The organism is Faecalispora jeddahensis (genome assembly GCF_000577335.1).
Lineage (GTDB): Bacteria > Bacillota > Clostridia > Oscillospirales > Acutalibacteraceae > Faecalispora > Faecalispora jeddahensis.
Genome location: NZ_CBYL010000039.1, coordinates 17,691 through 33,275 on the forward strand (window position 1 = coordinate 17,691; position 15,585 = coordinate 33,275).

Sequence of the window (15,585 nt, forward strand, 5' to 3'; positions counted from 1 at the left end):
TTCATATTAAGGCCTGAGCCTGCAAAAATCAAGAGAAAAATAGGAAATTTAGCAGAAAAAACGGTTTATTTTTGCAGGAACAATTCATTTTCCATGCAATTAAATATTCTCAAAAGAAAAATTCGCCGGATTGGCGGACTTCTATCAAATGAGGAACGGACAGGCGAAAATATCCCGCAAATTAATCATCCTTTACCATTTGGAGGTAATCCAGAACCTCGTAACCGAGTCTTTGATACAGCCGAATGGCATTCTCATTCTCTTTTCTGGCCTCGAGACGGAAGCGCTTGGCCGACGGGTACTCCTGTTCCAAAAACTCAAAAAATTGATGGCCGTATCCCATCCCTCTGCATGCCTCGCTGAGATAAACCTCTTCAATCAAAACCACTAGGCCGCCAGCTTCGTTTGAATAAGTGAACGACAAAAGCGCATATCCTGCGGGTTTCCCCTCCTCTTCCATCATAAGCGCGCGCAGGAAGGGGGATTTCTCCATTGCGGCGGCAAAGGTCGCCTCAAAGTGTTGAGGGTCAACGCTGTGCGCCACCGCATCTGATGAATAAAAGTCCTTTACCATAGATAAAAATACGTTTCTATCGTCCAAACGCAAGTCACGAATCATGTTTATTTTCCTCCTTATCATAATCAGTTCCCTGTATCATGATCAAAAGTAACATCCTCCTCCTATCAAAAGATCGATATTTTATTTTCTCCCCCGCTGAAGGCGGAGGAGAAAATAAAGAAAAGATACTTTTATACTTTTGAAATAGAAGAATATGTATTATTTTTCATATCAGCCATAACGGAAAAAGGCAAACGGCAAAAAGCCGTCCGCCTCAATTTTCGATCTTACTTTTGGCGAAACCACTGCTGTGCCAGACGATGAAACCGCTTATAGTATTCCACCACCAGGCCGGACAGGGTATAATCATACAAAGCGAATACCACGTTGCCTGCTGCCAAAAAAGCCAGCGGAGTGGCACTGCCAAACACTAAAAAGCTGTCTCTTGGAATGCCCAGAACAAATACCGCAATGAAAAATCCGGCGACCATCGCCAGATTGAACACCGCGAATTTCAAAACCCAGGAAAGAATCCGGGACAGGCGCTCCACCAAAGCTTTGAGGATGGGATAATACCCAAAAAACAAAATAAACAGTACGACCGCTTCCTTGTCTGCCGAAAACAGCAGGGAAAGGATACTGACTACAACGTAAACCGGCCAGGCCCATCGGGTTCCCAGCTCGATCACGATCACCATGCCGGGCAAGCCGGCCAGCGCGGTCAGCGCGTAGGTAGAAATCGGGATCAGCCCAGTCAGAAACATCAGAACCGCAGACAACGCAGCCGCTACGCCGCAGAACGCCACCTGTGCACTTCTGTTCAGCAGCATGGAATCAGATCCCCACCCATACATTCACAGCAGGAATCCGCGCAAAGCAGACCCATGCAGGTATCGCACGAGCTGCATCCGCCGGCACCGTACGATGTGTTGTATCCGCCATACATGCCGCCGCGCTGATTCATGGACTGATTGAGCGCCGCACGATATTCCAGATTGTTCGGATCCATCTGGCAGGCACGGGTGAAATGGTTGTGCGCTTCCTCCAGCCAGCCGCGCTGGTAGAGGATCGAGCCCTTCAGGAAATACCACTCTGCGTTTCTGCTGCCCAGCGGTACCCCGTTCAGGATCTGCTCCGCATCGGCAATGCGCCCCGCCATAATCAGGTTGCGCACATCGCGGAAGCTGGAATTCGCCGCGCTGCCGTAGCTGTTCTGGTAGCTGCCGGAACCGGCCGTACCGCCATACCCGGCGGAATACTGCGCTCCGCCGTTACTCTTATTATTGCGACGCTGGCTCATGACCTCGTCATAAGCCTCGTTGATTTCTTTCATCTTTTCACCGGCCAGATCTGCGATCGGGCTGCCGGCATAATTATCCGGGTGATATTTTTTCGCCAGCTCCCGGTAAGCGGCCTTTATCTGTTCATCCGTCGCCGCAGGAGAAACCCCAAGTATTTTATACGGATCCGACATTGCTTTTCCCCTTTTCCATTTTCAGCATAAATTCTTTTTGCATCTGCGGCAGGCCAAGACAAACGATATTGTTCAGAATCGGGGCGAACTGCCCCAAATCCAAAAGCCGGAACGCGGCGATCGCCTGAGATACCGTCATATTCAGTACCTGATTGCACCGGTCAGCCGCTTCCTGTAGCTGCTCCTGCGTGCTCTCTGTCGTCAGCCCGTAATCCCGAATAAACGGATTAAACGCGTTTTGTTTTAAATCCTTCGGAATATCGTCGGCGGCGTCCATCAGGTAGACCCATCTGCCCAAAAAATACCCAAACTGTTCGAGAATGCGAAATTCCGGCGTATCCCGCTCAGCCAGTTGCGAAAACACTCCGGAGAGCATTTTTGCGGTCGGTTCCGCACAGGCATCCAGCGGCGGCGATTCCTGCTGCTCGGTTTGTTCCTGCAGCTGCATCGCATCGGCCACCGCCTGCTCCAAACCGGGGTAATCCCGCGCCGCCTTTTTATGCGCGCGCACAGACAGCGGAAAGAGCAGCATGGCACGAAGCCTGGATTTTAAGCCGGGATCTTTGAGATCATCCCTCAGCTTATAGTATGTCATAATGACGGATAGTGCCGACGCAAACACCAGTTCGGGATATTCCCCTTCACAGAACGGGCATTTTTTCGTTGGATTGAACGTGCACCGGCCCTGCGCCATTTTACACGGGCGCTCCGAGCGGGCCATCATCAGCATCGCCAAAAATGTACAATCATAGCTTAGGGTAAATCTGGACAAAATGCCATAGCTTTTGCCCAGCTGTTTGCACAGGGAGCAATAAACACCCTTGTACTGTTCATATTCCCGGACAAGCAGTTCGGATTTTTGAGGCTTGATATAACCGAACACAACATTCTCCTAACACTCAGCTTGTACGTTTTATTCTACTATATTTTAAGCGTATCGTTAATTAATAATCTGTAAATTTTTTCACTTCTGTCGAAAAGCGTCGATTTTATTCGATACAGCAAGGGATATTCTAGAAAATTTTTACAAAAACATTCAGGGAATTTGCCGTAAACTGATTGACAAACTCTGCCGATTCCCATATAATGAATTCAATGCCCGCCAAAACAGGGTATAAATTAAACAAAACGAGGTATCTCAATGTACGAAGACAAAATTTTGATTTGCAAAGACTGCGGCGCAGAATTCGAATTCACCGCCGGCGAGCAGGAGTTTTACGCGGAAAAAGGATTCACCAACGAGCCCCAGCGCTGCAAAGCCTGCCGTTCGAACCGCAAAAATTCCAGAGGGGATTCTTCTTCCGAAAGAGCCCCGAGAGAGATGTATACGGCTGTATGCGCATCTTGCGGCGCAACCTGCAAGGTTCCCTTCCAGCCCCGCGACGAGCGTCCTGTATACTGCAGCGATTGCTTTGCGAACAGAAGATAACAATTGAATTTCGGTCTCATCGTATTGATGAAACGACCGGTTCCATATCGTTACTTTTCAATCTCTAACAATAAAATGCGCCAAACGCGCGGGAATTCCCGCCGTTTCGGCGCATTTTTTGCGTTTACCCCTGAAAGGCGCGGATGCGGTACAGGGCATTGAGCACCAGCCAGTTCTGCGGGAACGGGCGCATCAGGTTCCAGTACCCGATCCCGAGAAAACCGAATTCCGTTACAAGCGCGAGCTTTGCCCGGATGCTCCGGGCATCCTCAAACCAAACCTCGTGCAGCTCGCCGCTGGTATTGGTGTATTGAAAATGCGGGGATTGCGCCGTTTCATCGTATAAAATCTCCGCGTTGTACTCCCTTGCCAGACGCACCGCCTCCACATTGGAAATCGACTGCGCCCTTGTCGTCCCCCGTACATACGGCAGCGGCCAGTCGTAGCCGTAGTTCGGCATTCCCATGTAAATTTTATTCCGCGCAATCTGCGTGACCGCATAGTTCAGCACCGCGCGGATATTTGGGATCGGCGCAACCGCCATCGGCGGGCCGTAGGTATAGCCCCACTCGTAGGTCATGAGCAGAACGCCGTTGGCAGCAGCCCCCAGTCCCCCGTAATCGTGCCCCTGATACAAAAGTCCCGGCTGATCGCTCGAGGTTTTCGGGGCAAGGGCCACGATCACCTCATACCCTTCCGGATTCAGCTTCTGCGTGGCGTTGCGGATAAAGGCCGTATATTTGTCGCGATCCTCTACATAGATGAATTCAAAGTCGACATCCAGCCCTTTATAATTTTTCTGCCGCAGGTTGATTAAAATATTATCTAACAGGCGGTTCTGCACCTGCATGTCGTTCAGCGCGCGGTGCGCGAGCTCGTTGCTGAAGCCCCCTTCTTCCGTTAAGGTAGACAGATGCATCAGCGGGGCGACGCCGTACTGCAGCGCAATATCGATCAGCGCTTCGTCATCCAGCGGAACCAGGTCGCCGTTAAAGGTGAACCCGTAGGTAAAAGGCGTCATGTAGGTCATAAACGGCATTGTCTGCCGGAACAGCGTCCGGTCGACAAATGGATACGCATAGCCGTTGACCGACATATCCCCCAACCGCTGCTGCTCGTAGGAGATCACCAGCCGCTCCCCAGGGCGCAGAACAGGCAGCGCGCCCAGCTTCGTGTTATTGCGGTACAGCTCGTTGATCGTGATGCCGTACTGTTGGGTAATCGAATACACCGTATCGCCGGCTTCCACAATATGAACCCGGCGCGGGAACAGAATCACGATTGTCTGGCCCGGTACGAGGCGATTCGGCTCATCCAGCTCGTTATACTGAATCACATCCCGCGCGGACACCCCGTACATGGCCGCGATCGAATACACCGTTTCCCCCGGTCTGACCACATGAATCGTCATTGTCACCGCTCCTCTGCTTTTATCGCCAAATAACAAAACAAACATTTCTTCCCCACCGAAGGCGGGGAAGAAATCCATGCTGTTTCAAATATATGCAGTAAAAAGAGAGCACATTCGTAAAACCGGGACAACGGTTATTTTTTGCATAAAGCGCCGTCATGCTTTGCATGACGGCGCTTTACTGAAATATTGATATTGCCGAAAGCCGCACCAAAAGGCAAAGGTCACAGCTACGCCCCCTGAACGTAGCTTTCCCGGCGGCTCATATCGCGCTCCAGTGCGATTTTTAAATACTGACCGGTATAAGAGTCTTTGATTTCGGCCACCTGCTCGGGTGTACCCTCGGCCACCAGCGTACCGCCGCGGTCGCCGCCCTCCGGGCCAAGGTCGATAATATGATCGGCTGTTTTGATCAGGTCAAGGTTGTGCTCGATGACGAGAACCGTGTTGCCGGTATCCACCAGCTTTTGCAGCACATCGATCAGCCGGTGAACGTCCGCGATGTGCAGGCCGGTCGTCGGTTCATCCAGAATATAAATCGTGCGCCCAGTCGGCCGTTTGGACAGCTCTGTCGCAAGCTTGACCCGCTGCGCCTCGCCGCCGGAAAGCGTGGTAGCCGGCTGGCCGATCTTGATATACCCAAGGCCCACATCATAGAGCGTTTGCAGCTTGCGTTGGATTTTCGGGATGCTGGAGAAAAACTCGAGCCCCTCCTCCACCGTCATTTCCAGTACGTCATAAATATTCTTGCCCTTGTAGCGGATTTCCAGCGTTTCGCGGTTGTAGCGTCTGCCCTTGCAGACATCACAGGGAACGTAAACGTCCGGCAGAAAGTGCATTTCGATTTTCAGAATGCCGTCACCCTGGCACGCTTCGCACCGGCCGCCCTTCACATTAAACGAAAAACGTCCCGATGTAAAGCCCCTCAGCTTTGCGTCCTGCGTGGAGGCGAACAGCTCGCGGATATCGGTGAACACGCCGGTATAGGTAGCGGGGTTCGAGCGCGGCGTACGCCCGATCGGCGCCTGATTGATCTCGATCACCTTATCGAGATCTTCCACACCCAAAATATCTTTATGTGCGCCGGGCCTTGTCTTTGCTCCATTGAGCTGGGCCGCGAGCGATTTATACAGAATTTCGTTGATCAAAGAGGATTTGCCGGAACCCGAAACGCCGGTGACACATACAAATTCACCCAGAGGAATCTTCACCGTCAGGTTTTTCAGGTTATTCTGGGTGGCACCGACAATCTTCAGCTGCTTCCCGTTGCCGGAACGGCGAACCTCCGGTATCTCGATGCGTTTGGTTCCGCTGAGGTACTGCCCGGTAATGGACTCCTTGCAGTTGACGATCTCTTTGGCCGGGCCGTTATAAATCACATAGCCGCCGTGAACGCCCGCGCCGGGGCCGATGTCTACAATATGGTCCGCCGCAAGCATCGTTTCCTCGTCGTGCTCCACGACCAGCACCGTATTCCCGATATCACGCAGATGCTTCAGTGTGTTCAGCAGCTTATCGTTATCCCGCTGGTGCAGGCCGATGCTCGGTTCATCCAGAATATACAGAACGCCCATCAAAGACGAGCCGATCTGGGTCGCTAAACGGATGCGCTGGCTTTCACCGCCGGAGAGCGTTCCCGCGGAGCGCGACAGCGTCAGGTATTCAAGTCCAACGCTCTGCAAAAAGCCCAGGCGGCTCTTGATTTCTTTCAGAATCGCCTTGGCGATCATGCTTTCGCGGGGCGTCAGCTCAAGCTGGTCTAAAAACGCAAGCGCTTCCGATACCGATTTCTCGCAGAAATCGCTGATATTCACGTCGCCCACCGTTACCGCGAGGCTGGCCGCGGAAAGGCGTTTGCCGTGGCACTCGTCGCACGGGATGGCGCTCATGTAGGATTCGATTTCTTCCTTGATCCAGCTGCTCTGCGTATCGCGGAAGCGGCGCTCAAGGTTATTGATGATGCCCTCAAAGCCGGTCTTATATTTTCCGTAGCCGTATTCGCTCGTGCGCTCCAGCTCGATCTTCTCCCCTTTGGTACCATACAGGAGAATATCGATGATCTCCGGAGGGAGCTCACCCAAAGGCGTATCGAGCGAAAAGCCGTAATGCTTTGCAAGACCGTTCATGTACATTGTGGCGATGCTGCTGCCCTCCATCGCCCAGCCGCTGCCCTTCAGGCCGCCCTTGCTGATGGACAGGCGCTTATCCGGGATAATCAGATCCGGGTCGATCTTCATAAACACACCGAGGCCGGTGCACTTGGGGCACGCGCCCGCCGGGTTATTAAAGGAGAACATGCGGGGAGTCAGCTCCTCGATGCTCGCCCCATGCTCCGGGCAGGCATAATTCTGCGAAAAGAGCAAGTCTTCCCCATCCACCACGCTGATGATCATCAGGCCATCGGCCAGAGAAGATGCGGTTTCTGCGGAATCGGACAAACGGGACCGGATGTCGGGCCGAATGACCAGACGATCGACCACGATGTCGATCGAATGCTTCTTGTTCTTTTCGAGCTTAATGGTTTCGGAGAGATCGTACAGGATACCGTCCACCCGAACGCGGACAAAGCCGCCGCGGCGGGCTGCTTCCAGCTCCTTAACGTGCTCGCCCTTGCGCGCGCGGATGACCGGGGCCATCACCTGGATTTTCGTGCCCTCCGGCAGGGAAAGGACCCTGTCGACGATCTGGTCGATCGTCTGCTGCTTGATCTCCCGGCCGCAGACCGGGCAGTGCGGAATGCCGATTCGGGCATACAGCAGGCGCAGGTAATCGTAAATTTCGGTTACGGTTCCCACTGTGGAACGCGGGTTTTTCGACGTGGTTTTCTGATCGATGGAAATCGCCGGGGACAGACCTTCAATGTAGTCCACGTCCGGCTTGTCCAGTTGCCCCAAAAACTGGCGGGCATAGGACGAAAGCGATTCCACATAGCGGCGCTGACCCTCGGCGTAAATCGTATCAAACGCAAGGGAGGATTTTCCGGAGCCGGAAAGGCCGGTGAGAACCACCAGCTCGTCGCGCGGAATCTCAATATCGATGTTCTTCAGGTTGTGCTCTCTGGCGCCTTTGACCAGAATGTTTTTAGCCGTCATACTGTATAAATCCTCCGAAGCCAGATTGAATCCGTTTTGATTGGACAGCGTTATCGTAATGCCACTTAAAAAGGTTGCCGGCTGCTTCCCTACGCCGCAGGCGGGGAAAACAAACTGTTGTACTTGTACCAGACTGTTTGAAAGTGAATGTACTCTATTTTCCGCCGCTCAGCTGCTTGATTTTGTCGCGCAGATAAGCCGCATGCTCGAATTCCAGAAGCTTTGCGGCCGCCTTCATCTCGCGGGTCAGCTTTTCGATGGTCTGCTTGCGTTCGGCCGCGCTCATGCGCTTGCCCTTTTTGCCTTTTTCCTCGTCCTTATGCGTTGAGATTTCCAGCACATCCGATACACTCTTGATGATCGTTTTGGGGGTAATGTGATGCTCTTCATTATATTTCTGCTGAAGCTCGCGGCGGCGCTGGGTTTCGCGCAGCGCACGCTCCATGGAGGGCGTTACGGAATCGGCGTACATGATGACCTGGCCTTCCGAGTTGCGGGCCGCGCGGCCGATCGTCTGAATCAGCGAGCGCTCGGAGCGCAAAAAGCCCTCCTTATCCGCATCGAGAATCGCGACGAGAGAAACCTCCGGCAGATCGATGCCCTCACGCAGCAGGTTGATGCCCACCAGAACATCGAATTCGCCAAGGCGCAGATCGCGGATGATCTCCATGCGCTCCACCGTGTCGATGTCGTGGTGCATATACCGCACACGGATGCCCATGTTTTCAAGGTAGGCAGTCAGATCCTCCGCCATTTTCTTGGTGAGCGTTGTCACCAGTACGCGCTGATTTTTTGCCGACCGCAGGTTGATCTCGGAAATCAGGTCGTCGATCTGCCCCTCTACCGGCTTCACGATCACCTCGGGATCGACCAGCCCGGTGGGGCGGATCACCTGCTCGACGATCTGCGCCGATTTTTGCAGCTCCAGATCGCCCGGCGTTGCACTGACAAAAACCGCCTGATTCACGCGCTCGTAAAACTCGTCAAAATTCAGCGGGCGGTTATCATACGCCGACGGCAGACGGAAGCCGAAATTGATCAGCGTTTCTTTTCTGGCCCGGTCGCCCGCGTACATGGAGCGAACCTGCGGCAACGAAACATGGGACTCGTCCACAAACAGGAGGAAATCCTCGGGGAAGTAATCAAACAGTGTAAACGGCGCGCTGCCCGGCTCACGCCCGGACAGCACACGGGAGTAGTTTTCGATTCCCTTACAGAAACCGATCTCCTGCAGCATTTCCACGTCGTACATCGTGCGCTCGCGGATGCGCTGCGCCTCGATCAGCTTACCTTCCGATTCAAAGAGCTTGACCCGCTCCTGCATCTCCTGTTCGAGCTGCTGCACCGCAACCATCATTTTTTCTCGCGGAACAATATAATGCGACGCAGGAAAAATCGCCACGTGCTTCAGGAACGCTTTCAGCTCACCCGTCAGGGCATTTATTTCAGAAATACGTTCAATCTCATCCCCGAAAAATTCTACGCGAATCGCATTTTCATTGGACTGTACGGGGAAAATCTCGACCACGTCGCCATGCACGCGGAACTTATTACGCACAAAATTCACATCGTTCCGTTCGTATTGCAGCTCCACTAGTTTTTTCAGCAGATCGTCACGCTTTGTCTGCATGCCGGGACGCAGAGAGATTACCATGGTGTGGTAATCGATTGGGTTACCCAAGCTGTAAATACAAGAAACGCTCGCCACAATAATCACATCCCGCCGCTCCGACAGAGCAGCGGTTGCGGAGTGGCGAAGCTTATCGATCTCGTCATTGATGGCGGAATCTTTTTCAATATAAGTGTCTGTCGTGGGGATGTATGCTTCCGGCTGATAGTAGTCGTAATAGCTGACGAAGTACTCCACCGAGTTTTCCGGGAAGAACTCCCGAAACTCAGAGCAGAGCTGCGCCGCCAGTGTTTTATTGTGTGCCAGAACCAGCGTTGGCCGGTTGACCCTTGCGATCACATTCGCCATCGTGAAGGTTTTTCCCGAACCGGTTACGCCAAGGAGCGTCTGCTCCTTATCTCCCCGGTTGAGCCCCTCCACCAGCTGATCAATCGCCCGCGGCTGATCGCCGGTTGGCTGAAACTTTGAAACCAGCTTAAAATCCATGCTTTCCCTCCCCGCAATTACTCTTGTTGCAGTATCTTATACTGAACAAACTTCAAAACAAGACCGTTTTGAAGCGCACGGTTTCCCATGCGATGCCAGCATTGCTGGCGGTTTGTTGCCGTTCATAATATAAATTTGCACCCGAAGGTTGCGCTGCGAGGATACCCCCGCAAGCTTAAAAACCGGACGGGTTTCAAGCGAATTGACCCTATCGCACAAGCGCTATTCACAGTAAATCATCAGGTGTTTGACCGTTTTCCCGCCTTCGGCGGAGAAACAGTCAGATCGAATATCATAATAGTACATTTGTTCGTTTTTGTCAACTGTCAGCCATTTCCTGATGAAAAAAGTGTTGGGATACCAATCTGCGAAAAAACAGATGTGACATGGCACACTCCCCCGCCCCCGGCGGAGTGAGTACCTGACCAGATTTTCTGCTTTTTCAATGAGAATTTGTATGGAGAAAAACGCGGCCTGTCAAACGATACTGCACAAGGAACAGAAAAAGCACCTTATAACCATTCATCAGGTCACAAAAGTGCTTTTTCATAACAACAGGTATCGCACGACAAATCAGGCATTGGGAAAAGTTTAAATTGAAGAGCTGTCGAGCCCTCCATCAAACAAAAAAGCCCGCTGTTCGGGGTCGTAAGTTATCCAAACCTCTAAACCCAGATAGTCATCCACAGGCAGCCGCGCGCAGGGTACGGGATAATACCCTAAAAAACGCGTGAAAACGCTGCCCCAAATTCTTTCCTCTTTTTTGAAAAGCTCAATCTCCCCCATATACCATTCGCCCGTCATTTCACTTCTGCGCGGGAACATGTCTTCCTCATCGTTGCAAACGCTTTCGTCCGCCAAATACGCTGTTATTTCCCGGACAACAATTTCCATAATGGCAGCCTCATGCTGTTCAAAAAGAAGCCGAAGCTCCGGATCGGCAAAACGCATACGCGGCTGCAATTGATTCTCATAGTTTGGATATTCATCCGCCAAATTGGGGTTCGGCAGAAAGATTTGTTTTAATTCCCAGCTCATCGCTGACCCTCCATACATCATTCAGGCAGAAAACCGACCACTGGCTAAAACGGCTCCATAATATCCTTCAATATGCCCAGATGAGACAGGGATACATAATCCTTGTCACCGAAAATAATGTGGTCGCGCAGCGGCACATTCACCGCCTGAAGCGCGTGGTACACCGAGATGGTGGATTCAATGTCGCCCCGAGACGGAACCGGGTTCCCGCTGGGGTGATTGTGTGACATGATCGCCGCGCTGGCGTTGTAGCGAACCGCCAACTCTACCATGCGGCGCACGTAAACCGGCACGGTGCTGACCGTACCCTCGTTGACTACCTCGCAGGAAAGCAAACGGCACTGGCTGTCGAGCAGAAGCAGTACGACTACCTCGTTGCGGCGGCCGATGTACTTTCTGCGCAGAATCTCTGCCGCCTGCTCTACCTCGAACACACGAATCTTTTCTTTGTGGCAGTCTTCGTAATACGCGCGGCACAGCTCGGGAATCAATTTCATCAAAAAGGCGGAAACTCTGCCCACTCCCCGAACCCTGAGCAGCTCTTCATACGGCGCGTGAAATACACCGGACAAAGAGCCGAACCGGTCGATCAGGCGGTGGGCCAGCTCGTTCGTGTCCCCCCTGCGGATAGAGAAAAAGAGGAGCATTTCCAGCACCTCGTGTGAGGCAAATCCATCAATCCCGTCTTTTAAAAAACGATCCTGCACCCGTTTTCGATGTCCCTCATGAATCCCTGCGGATTTTTCAGGAATGCGTTCCATTTTCAATCGCACCCCGCCTTTCTGAAAAGAATGGGGGTCTATACCACAGGCGCTGCGCGCTGCTCTGGTATATTTCAGCCGCGCTTTTTACACCTTGCGGCTGCCGGGCTTGACCAGCTCCAGCTTCCCCTCTTTACAGATCGGGCAATCCTGCGGCTCCCAGGATTCCACATCCAGAGAGATCACCGCACGGAACGGAACACCAAAATCGATTTTTCCGCCGGTTCTGTCAACAATAGAACCAACGCCAACCAAATCGCCGCCCGCCGCGCGGACCAGCTCGATCACCTCGCGGACAGAGCCGCCGGTGGTAACGACATCCTCAACGATCAGAACCTTCTGCCCGGGCTTTATCGCAAAGCCGCGGCGCAGGGTCATCTTGCCGTCTTCCCGCTCGGCAAAGAAGTTTTCGCATTTCAGCGCGCGGCTGACCTCGTAGGCCATCTGCACCGCACCCATCGCCGGGCCGATGACCACCTCTACCCCGTCGTTCGCAAAATGCTCTGCCAAAGCGCCGCAGAGCTCTTCACTGTATTTGGTATTGCGGAACACCTTCGCGCATTGCAGGTAACGGTTGCTGTGGCGGCCGGAGGTCAGGCGGAAATGCCCCTCCAGAAGAACGTCGGCCTCTTTTAAAACTTCCAGAACTCTTTCCTGTGTAATCATCGTTTTGCTGTCCCCTTTTCCTCGATTCGACAGTATCCTCATTTCGCTTTAAAAAAGGCTGTTGATTTCTTTTCCCGTTTTCAGCGGGGAAAAAATCGCCGTCTTTCTACCATTTTTAAAGGGATTCGACTGTATCTCTAAAAATTTATTATATACTAAAATAAATCATTTGGGAAGCCTTGTACCCCTTTTGCTGTACATGATATTTATGCTATACTGATACAATCAATGGCGGCGCTCCACGCTGCGCTAAAAATAAGGGGATACCATATGAAATCCGTAACCATCGGTGAAAACGACGCCGGACAGCGTCTGGATAAATTTCTGACCAAGGCCTACCGCAACCTGCCGCAGGCGATGCTGTACAAGAGCATCCGCAAAAAGGACATCAAGCTCAACGGCAAGCGGTGCGATATTTCTACCCGCCTGAACGCGGGCGACGTGCTGACCATGTATTTAAAGGACGAATTCTTTCAGCAGGAACCGGAGGAATATGATTTCCTGAAAGCCCCGCTGAAGCTGAATATTTTATTTGAGGATGAAAACATTCTGATTCTGGACAAAAAGCCGGGGCTGATCGTTCATCCGGACGAGAACTACCATTTCGATTCGCTGATCGCCCGGGTGCAGCACTACCTGTACGACAAGGGCGAGTACCGCCCGCAGGAGGAAAACAGCTTTGCGCCCGCGCTCGTCAACCGGATCGACCGCAATACCGGGGGAATTGTGATGGCGGCCAAGAACGCGGAGTCGCTGCGCATTTTAAATGAAAAGGTGAAGAACCGCGAGCTGAAAAAGCTGTACCTGTGCATCGTGTGCGGGCGCATGGAGGAAAAATCCGCCACGCTGGAAGGGTTTCTTGAGAAAAATGAAAACCAGAACCGGGTATATATTTCGAGCCACGGCGCGCCGGGCGCCAAGAGCATCCGCACGCGTTACCGTGTGCTGGAAGAGCGCGGCGCGTACAGCCTGCTGGAAATCGACCTTTTGACCGGGCGCACCCATCAGATTCGCGCGCATCTGGCTTCGATCGGCCACCCGCTGGCCGGGGACGGAAAATACGGCACAAACCGCCAGAACAAGAAAACCGGCCTGCCGTATCAGGCGCTGTACTCCTACAAGCTTCGGTTTGAGTTTACGTCGTCCGCGGGAATTCTGGAATACCTGAATCACCGTGAGTTTGAGGCAAAGGAAATCTGGTTCCTGAAGGATTTTTATTCCTGGAACGCATAACAAGGAGGGAAAACGGATGCAATGCACGATCCGCACATGGAGGCTGAGTGACGCGGCTGACCTGGCCGCAGCGATGAACAACCCGAACATTCTGAACAATCTGCGGGACGGCATCCCCACCCCTTACACACAGGCCGACGCCGAAGAGTACATTCGCACGATGCTCGGCGCAGAGCCGGGCAGCCAGTACGCCTTTGCAATCGATGTGGGCGGACGGGCTATCGGCAGCATCGGCGTATTCCGGCAGGCAAACATTCATTTTCGCACCGCCGAGCTGGGGTATTATGTGGCAGAGCCTTACTGGGGCCAAGGTATCTGCACCAGCGCTGTGCGGCAGACCTGCGACTATGTATTCCAAAACAGCGACATCCTGCGTATTTTCGCCGAGCCGTTTGCCCACAACGCCGCCTCGTGCCGGGTACTGGAAAAGGCAGGATTTATTTTGGAGGGAACTCTTCGGAAGAACGCCTTTAAAAACGGAGAAATTCTGGATATGAAGCTTTATTCTCTGATAAGGGAGTAAATAAACCAAAAGGCTTTGCCGAACCTGTTCGGCAAAGCCTTTTATTTCACCTCTTGCTCCAGATGATCGAATTCTTTTGTACTGAAAAACTCTCCCAAAGTAATGTCTAAACCGTCACAAAGCATTTTAATTGTAAGAATTTTAGGATTCTGACTTTTCCCATACAAAATATTCTTGACCGAAGATGGCGGAAGCGCTGAAATATTCGCTAACCTATTAATCGAGATATTTCTTTCTTCACAAAGCTGCAAAATACGATTACGAATCGCTTCTGTTGTTGTCATAACATCACTCCCATCCCTTTTACTCTAAGAATATAAAAAATTTCTTGAAAAAATAGGCTATGCATGCTACTATTAGGCTATTGGTAGCCTAATCATGTACAGAAAGAGATGAGAATATGATTATTCGTCAGCTTTATCCGGAGCAATACAACCTGCTGTGCCGGTATCTGGCTCAGCAAGGGCACTCCGGCCCTTTGGACGCAAGCTATGAAGTGAGCATGAAGGTAGACGACTACGAATACCGGCTTCGGTTACAGCCCGGCAGCAAACGAAAAATCGCCATTTTGCAGGCGGTGCGGAGCTGGACGGAACAAGGAGAGCGGCACTTTCAGCTCATCACCGACAACCTACCGCTTTCGTGTTTGCTGGAGTTACTTTTATTGGAACGAAAATCTGCCGAACAATGTAAAAAGACCTGCCGTCAACATGATTGACGGCAGGTCTTTTTACATTTCGATGATACTAAGAGAAATTGTTTTTTCTGTGAGTTGCCTCACATGGAAATTCTGCTGGCGCAGTGCTTGCCCCTCGTGCCGGGGCGGGCACTTACTTTCGCTACGAGGCGAAAGTAAGCAAAGACTCGCCAAAGGACACCTTTGGAATCCGTTTTGGGGAACGATCCCTGACGGCGGAAATGAAAGCTACCGGAAAGGCGCTCCAATGAAAATGCCCACTCTCCGAGTTTCATCGGGAAATCAGTCTTGCTGTCCCAACTGTCGGCGGGCATTTTCAGAGCGCTCTCGTTGGCTCACTGTTTTTTGGTACGGCTTCGCCGCATGCTTTATTGACTTGTAGAGTACTTTGGTACCATTTGCAGACGTGAAAGCTTTCCTTACACACTTGCTTCACGCGCAGGCTGTGCCTGTGCGTGAGTAAGAACCAGAGCGGGAGCCTCTCCCGGTTTCCAAAGGCAGCGCCTTTGGTCGTTGAGAGGGAGTTCCAAGGGGGAGAGAATCGAAACTCTCCCCTTTGGCGAATCTTTGCTTACTTTCTTTTCGT

Annotated in this window: 15 protein-coding genes; 4 read left to right on the top strand and 11 right to left on the bottom strand. The window is 52.2% G+C overall.

Annotated elements, in window-relative coordinates; translation table 11 throughout:
* Positions 1–181 precede the first annotated feature (181 nt).
* From TY09_RS13610 to TY09_RS13625, 4 genes are all read right to left on the bottom strand, one after another.
* Positions 182–619 (bottom strand): GNAT family N-acetyltransferase, encoded by a 438-nt coding sequence (locus TY09_RS13610; protein ID WP_042435439.1) that lies wholly within the window; start codon positions 617–619, stop codon positions 182–184.
* A 227-nt stretch (positions 620–846) separates the two neighbouring features.
* Entirely contained in the window at positions 847–1,389 is a 543-nt protein-coding gene (locus TY09_RS13615) for a YybS family protein (protein ID WP_042435442.1), read from the bottom strand.
* On the bottom strand, positions 1,380–2,033 hold the full coding sequence (locus tag TY09_RS13620; RefSeq protein ID WP_009063732.1) for a J domain-containing protein: 654 nt from the start codon (positions 2,031–2,033) through the stop codon (positions 1,380–1,382). The genes TY09_RS13615 and TY09_RS13620 overlap by 10 nt, the downstream gene beginning before the upstream one ends.
* Positions 2,017–2,916, bottom strand: coding sequence for a DUF5685 family protein (locus TY09_RS13625; protein WP_042435445.1), 900 nt, complete (start codon positions 2,914–2,916; stop codon positions 2,017–2,019). Before TY09_RS13625 ends, TY09_RS13620 begins: the two co-directional genes overlap by 17 nt.
* 258 nt (positions 2,917–3,174) lie before the next feature.
* Here TY09_RS13625 and TY09_RS13630 point away from each other — a divergent pair, with 258 nt between their 5' ends.
* A complete protein-coding gene (locus TY09_RS13630; protein WP_009064155.1) occupies positions 3,175–3,462 on the top strand; it encodes a zinc-ribbon domain containing protein in 288 nt (95 codons plus the stop codon).
* A 124-nt stretch (positions 3,463–3,586) separates the two neighbouring features.
* Here TY09_RS13630 and TY09_RS13635 read toward each other — a convergent pair whose 3' ends face one another.
* The 6 genes from TY09_RS13635 to pyrE all read right to left on the bottom strand — a co-directional run bounded on the left by TY09_RS13635 (position 3,587) and on the right by pyrE (position 12,546).
* Positions 3,587–4,873, bottom strand: a complete 1,287-nt coding sequence (locus TY09_RS13635; RefSeq protein ID WP_035316927.1) for a LysM peptidoglycan-binding domain-containing protein — start codon at positions 4,871–4,873, stop codon at positions 3,587–3,589.
* Positions 4,874–5,103: 230 nt separating this feature from the next.
* Positions 5,104–7,965 (bottom strand): excinuclease ABC subunit UvrA, encoded by a 2,862-nt coding sequence (gene uvrA, locus TY09_RS13640; RefSeq protein ID WP_042435448.1) that lies wholly within the window; start codon positions 7,963–7,965, stop codon positions 5,104–5,106.
* Between the two features lie 154 nt (positions 7,966–8,119).
* Positions 8,120–10,081 (bottom strand): excinuclease ABC subunit UvrB, encoded by a 1,962-nt coding sequence (gene uvrB, locus TY09_RS13645; RefSeq protein WP_009063858.1) that lies wholly within the window; start codon positions 10,079–10,081, stop codon positions 8,120–8,122.
* A 591-nt stretch (positions 10,082–10,672) separates the two neighbouring features.
* Complete coding sequence (locus TY09_RS13650) at positions 10,673–11,119, bottom strand: hypothetical protein (protein WP_042435454.1); 447 nt, start codon at positions 11,117–11,119, stop codon at positions 10,673–10,675.
* 44 nt (positions 11,120–11,163) lie between these two features.
* The gene (locus TY09_RS13655; protein WP_242841503.1) at positions 11,164–11,880 is read right to left on the bottom strand and encodes a JAB domain-containing protein; all 717 of its coding nucleotides are present in this window, start codon (positions 11,878–11,880) and stop codon (positions 11,164–11,166) included.
* Positions 11,881–11,967: 87 nt separating this feature from the next.
* Positions 11,968–12,546: an orotate phosphoribosyltransferase gene (pyrE, locus tag TY09_RS13660; protein ID WP_042435461.1), complete on the bottom strand. Its 579-nt coding sequence runs from the start codon at positions 12,544–12,546 to the stop codon at positions 11,968–11,970.
* 270 nt (positions 12,547–12,816) lie between these two features.
* On the opposite strand from pyrE, the gene TY09_RS13665 reads away from it, so the two are divergent.
* Together TY09_RS13665 and TY09_RS13670 are read left to right on the top strand one after the other, a co-directional pair.
* Positions 12,817–13,779, top strand: coding sequence for an RluA family pseudouridine synthase (locus TY09_RS13665; RefSeq protein ID WP_042435465.1), 963 nt, complete (start codon positions 12,817–12,819; stop codon positions 13,777–13,779).
* Positions 13,780–13,795: 16 nt separating this feature from the next.
* Positions 13,796–14,302, top strand: a complete 507-nt coding sequence (locus tag TY09_RS13670) for a GNAT family N-acetyltransferase (protein ID WP_042435467.1) — start codon at positions 13,796–13,798, stop codon at positions 14,300–14,302.
* A gap of 41 nt (positions 14,303–14,343) precedes the next feature.
* On the opposite strand, the gene TY09_RS13675 is transcribed toward TY09_RS13670, so the two are convergent.
* Positions 14,344–14,586 (bottom strand): helix-turn-helix domain-containing protein, encoded by a 243-nt coding sequence (locus tag TY09_RS13675; protein ID WP_020071642.1) that lies wholly within the window; start codon positions 14,584–14,586, stop codon positions 14,344–14,346.
* Positions 14,587–14,702: 116 nt separating this feature from the next.
* Between TY09_RS13675 and TY09_RS13680 the strand changes: the two genes are divergently transcribed.
* A complete protein-coding gene (locus tag TY09_RS13680) occupies positions 14,703–15,020 on the top strand; it encodes a hypothetical protein (protein WP_042435469.1) in 318 nt (105 codons plus the stop codon).
* Positions 15,021–15,585: the final 565 nt, after the last annotated feature.

Bases quoted from the DNA above. Each gene is read 5' to 3' on its own strand.
- TY09_RS13630 (WP_009064155.1), top strand. From the start codon at position 3,175: ATGTACGAAGACAAAATTTTGATTTGCAAAGACTGCGGCGCAGAATTC.
- TY09_RS13670 (WP_042435467.1), top strand. From the start codon at position 13,796: ATGCAATGCACGATCCGCACATGGAGGCTGAGTGACGCGGCTGACCTG.
- pyrE (WP_042435461.1), bottom strand. From the start codon at position 12,546: ATGATTACACAGGAAAGAGTTCTGGAAGTTTTAAAAGAGGCCGACGTT.
- TY09_RS13650 (WP_042435454.1), bottom strand. From the start codon at position 11,119: ATGAGCTGGGAATTAAAACAAATCTTTCTGCCGAACCCCAATTTGGCG.
- TY09_RS13635 (WP_035316927.1), bottom strand. From the start codon at position 4,873: ATGACGATTCATGTGGTCAGACCGGGGGAAACGGTGTATTCGATCGCG.
- TY09_RS13620 (WP_009063732.1), bottom strand. From the start codon at position 2,033: ATGTCGGATCCGTATAAAATACTTGGGGTTTCTCCTGCGGCGACGGAT.
- TY09_RS13680 (WP_042435469.1), top strand. From the start codon at position 14,703: ATGATTATTCGTCAGCTTTATCCGGAGCAATACAACCTGCTGTGCCGG.
- TY09_RS13675 (WP_020071642.1), bottom strand. From the start codon at position 14,586: ATGACAACAACAGAAGCGATTCGTAATCGTATTTTGCAGCTTTGTGAA.
- uvrB (WP_009063858.1), bottom strand. From the start codon at position 10,081: ATGGATTTTAAGCTGGTTTCAAAGTTTCAGCCAACCGGCGATCAGCCG.
- TY09_RS13665 (WP_042435465.1), top strand. From the start codon at position 12,817: ATGAAATCCGTAACCATCGGTGAAAACGACGCCGGACAGCGTCTGGAT.
- TY09_RS13615 (WP_042435442.1), bottom strand. From the start codon at position 1,389: ATGCTGCTGAACAGAAGTGCACAGGTGGCGTTCTGCGGCGTAGCGGCT.
- TY09_RS13655 (WP_242841503.1), bottom strand. From the start codon at position 11,880: ATGGAACGCATTCCTGAAAAATCCGCAGGGATTCATGAGGGACATCGA.
- TY09_RS13610 (WP_042435439.1), bottom strand. From the start codon at position 619: ATGATTCGTGACTTGCGTTTGGACGATAGAAACGTATTTTTATCTATG.
- uvrA (WP_042435448.1), bottom strand. From the start codon at position 7,965: ATGACGGCTAAAAACATTCTGGTCAAAGGCGCCAGAGAGCACAACCTG.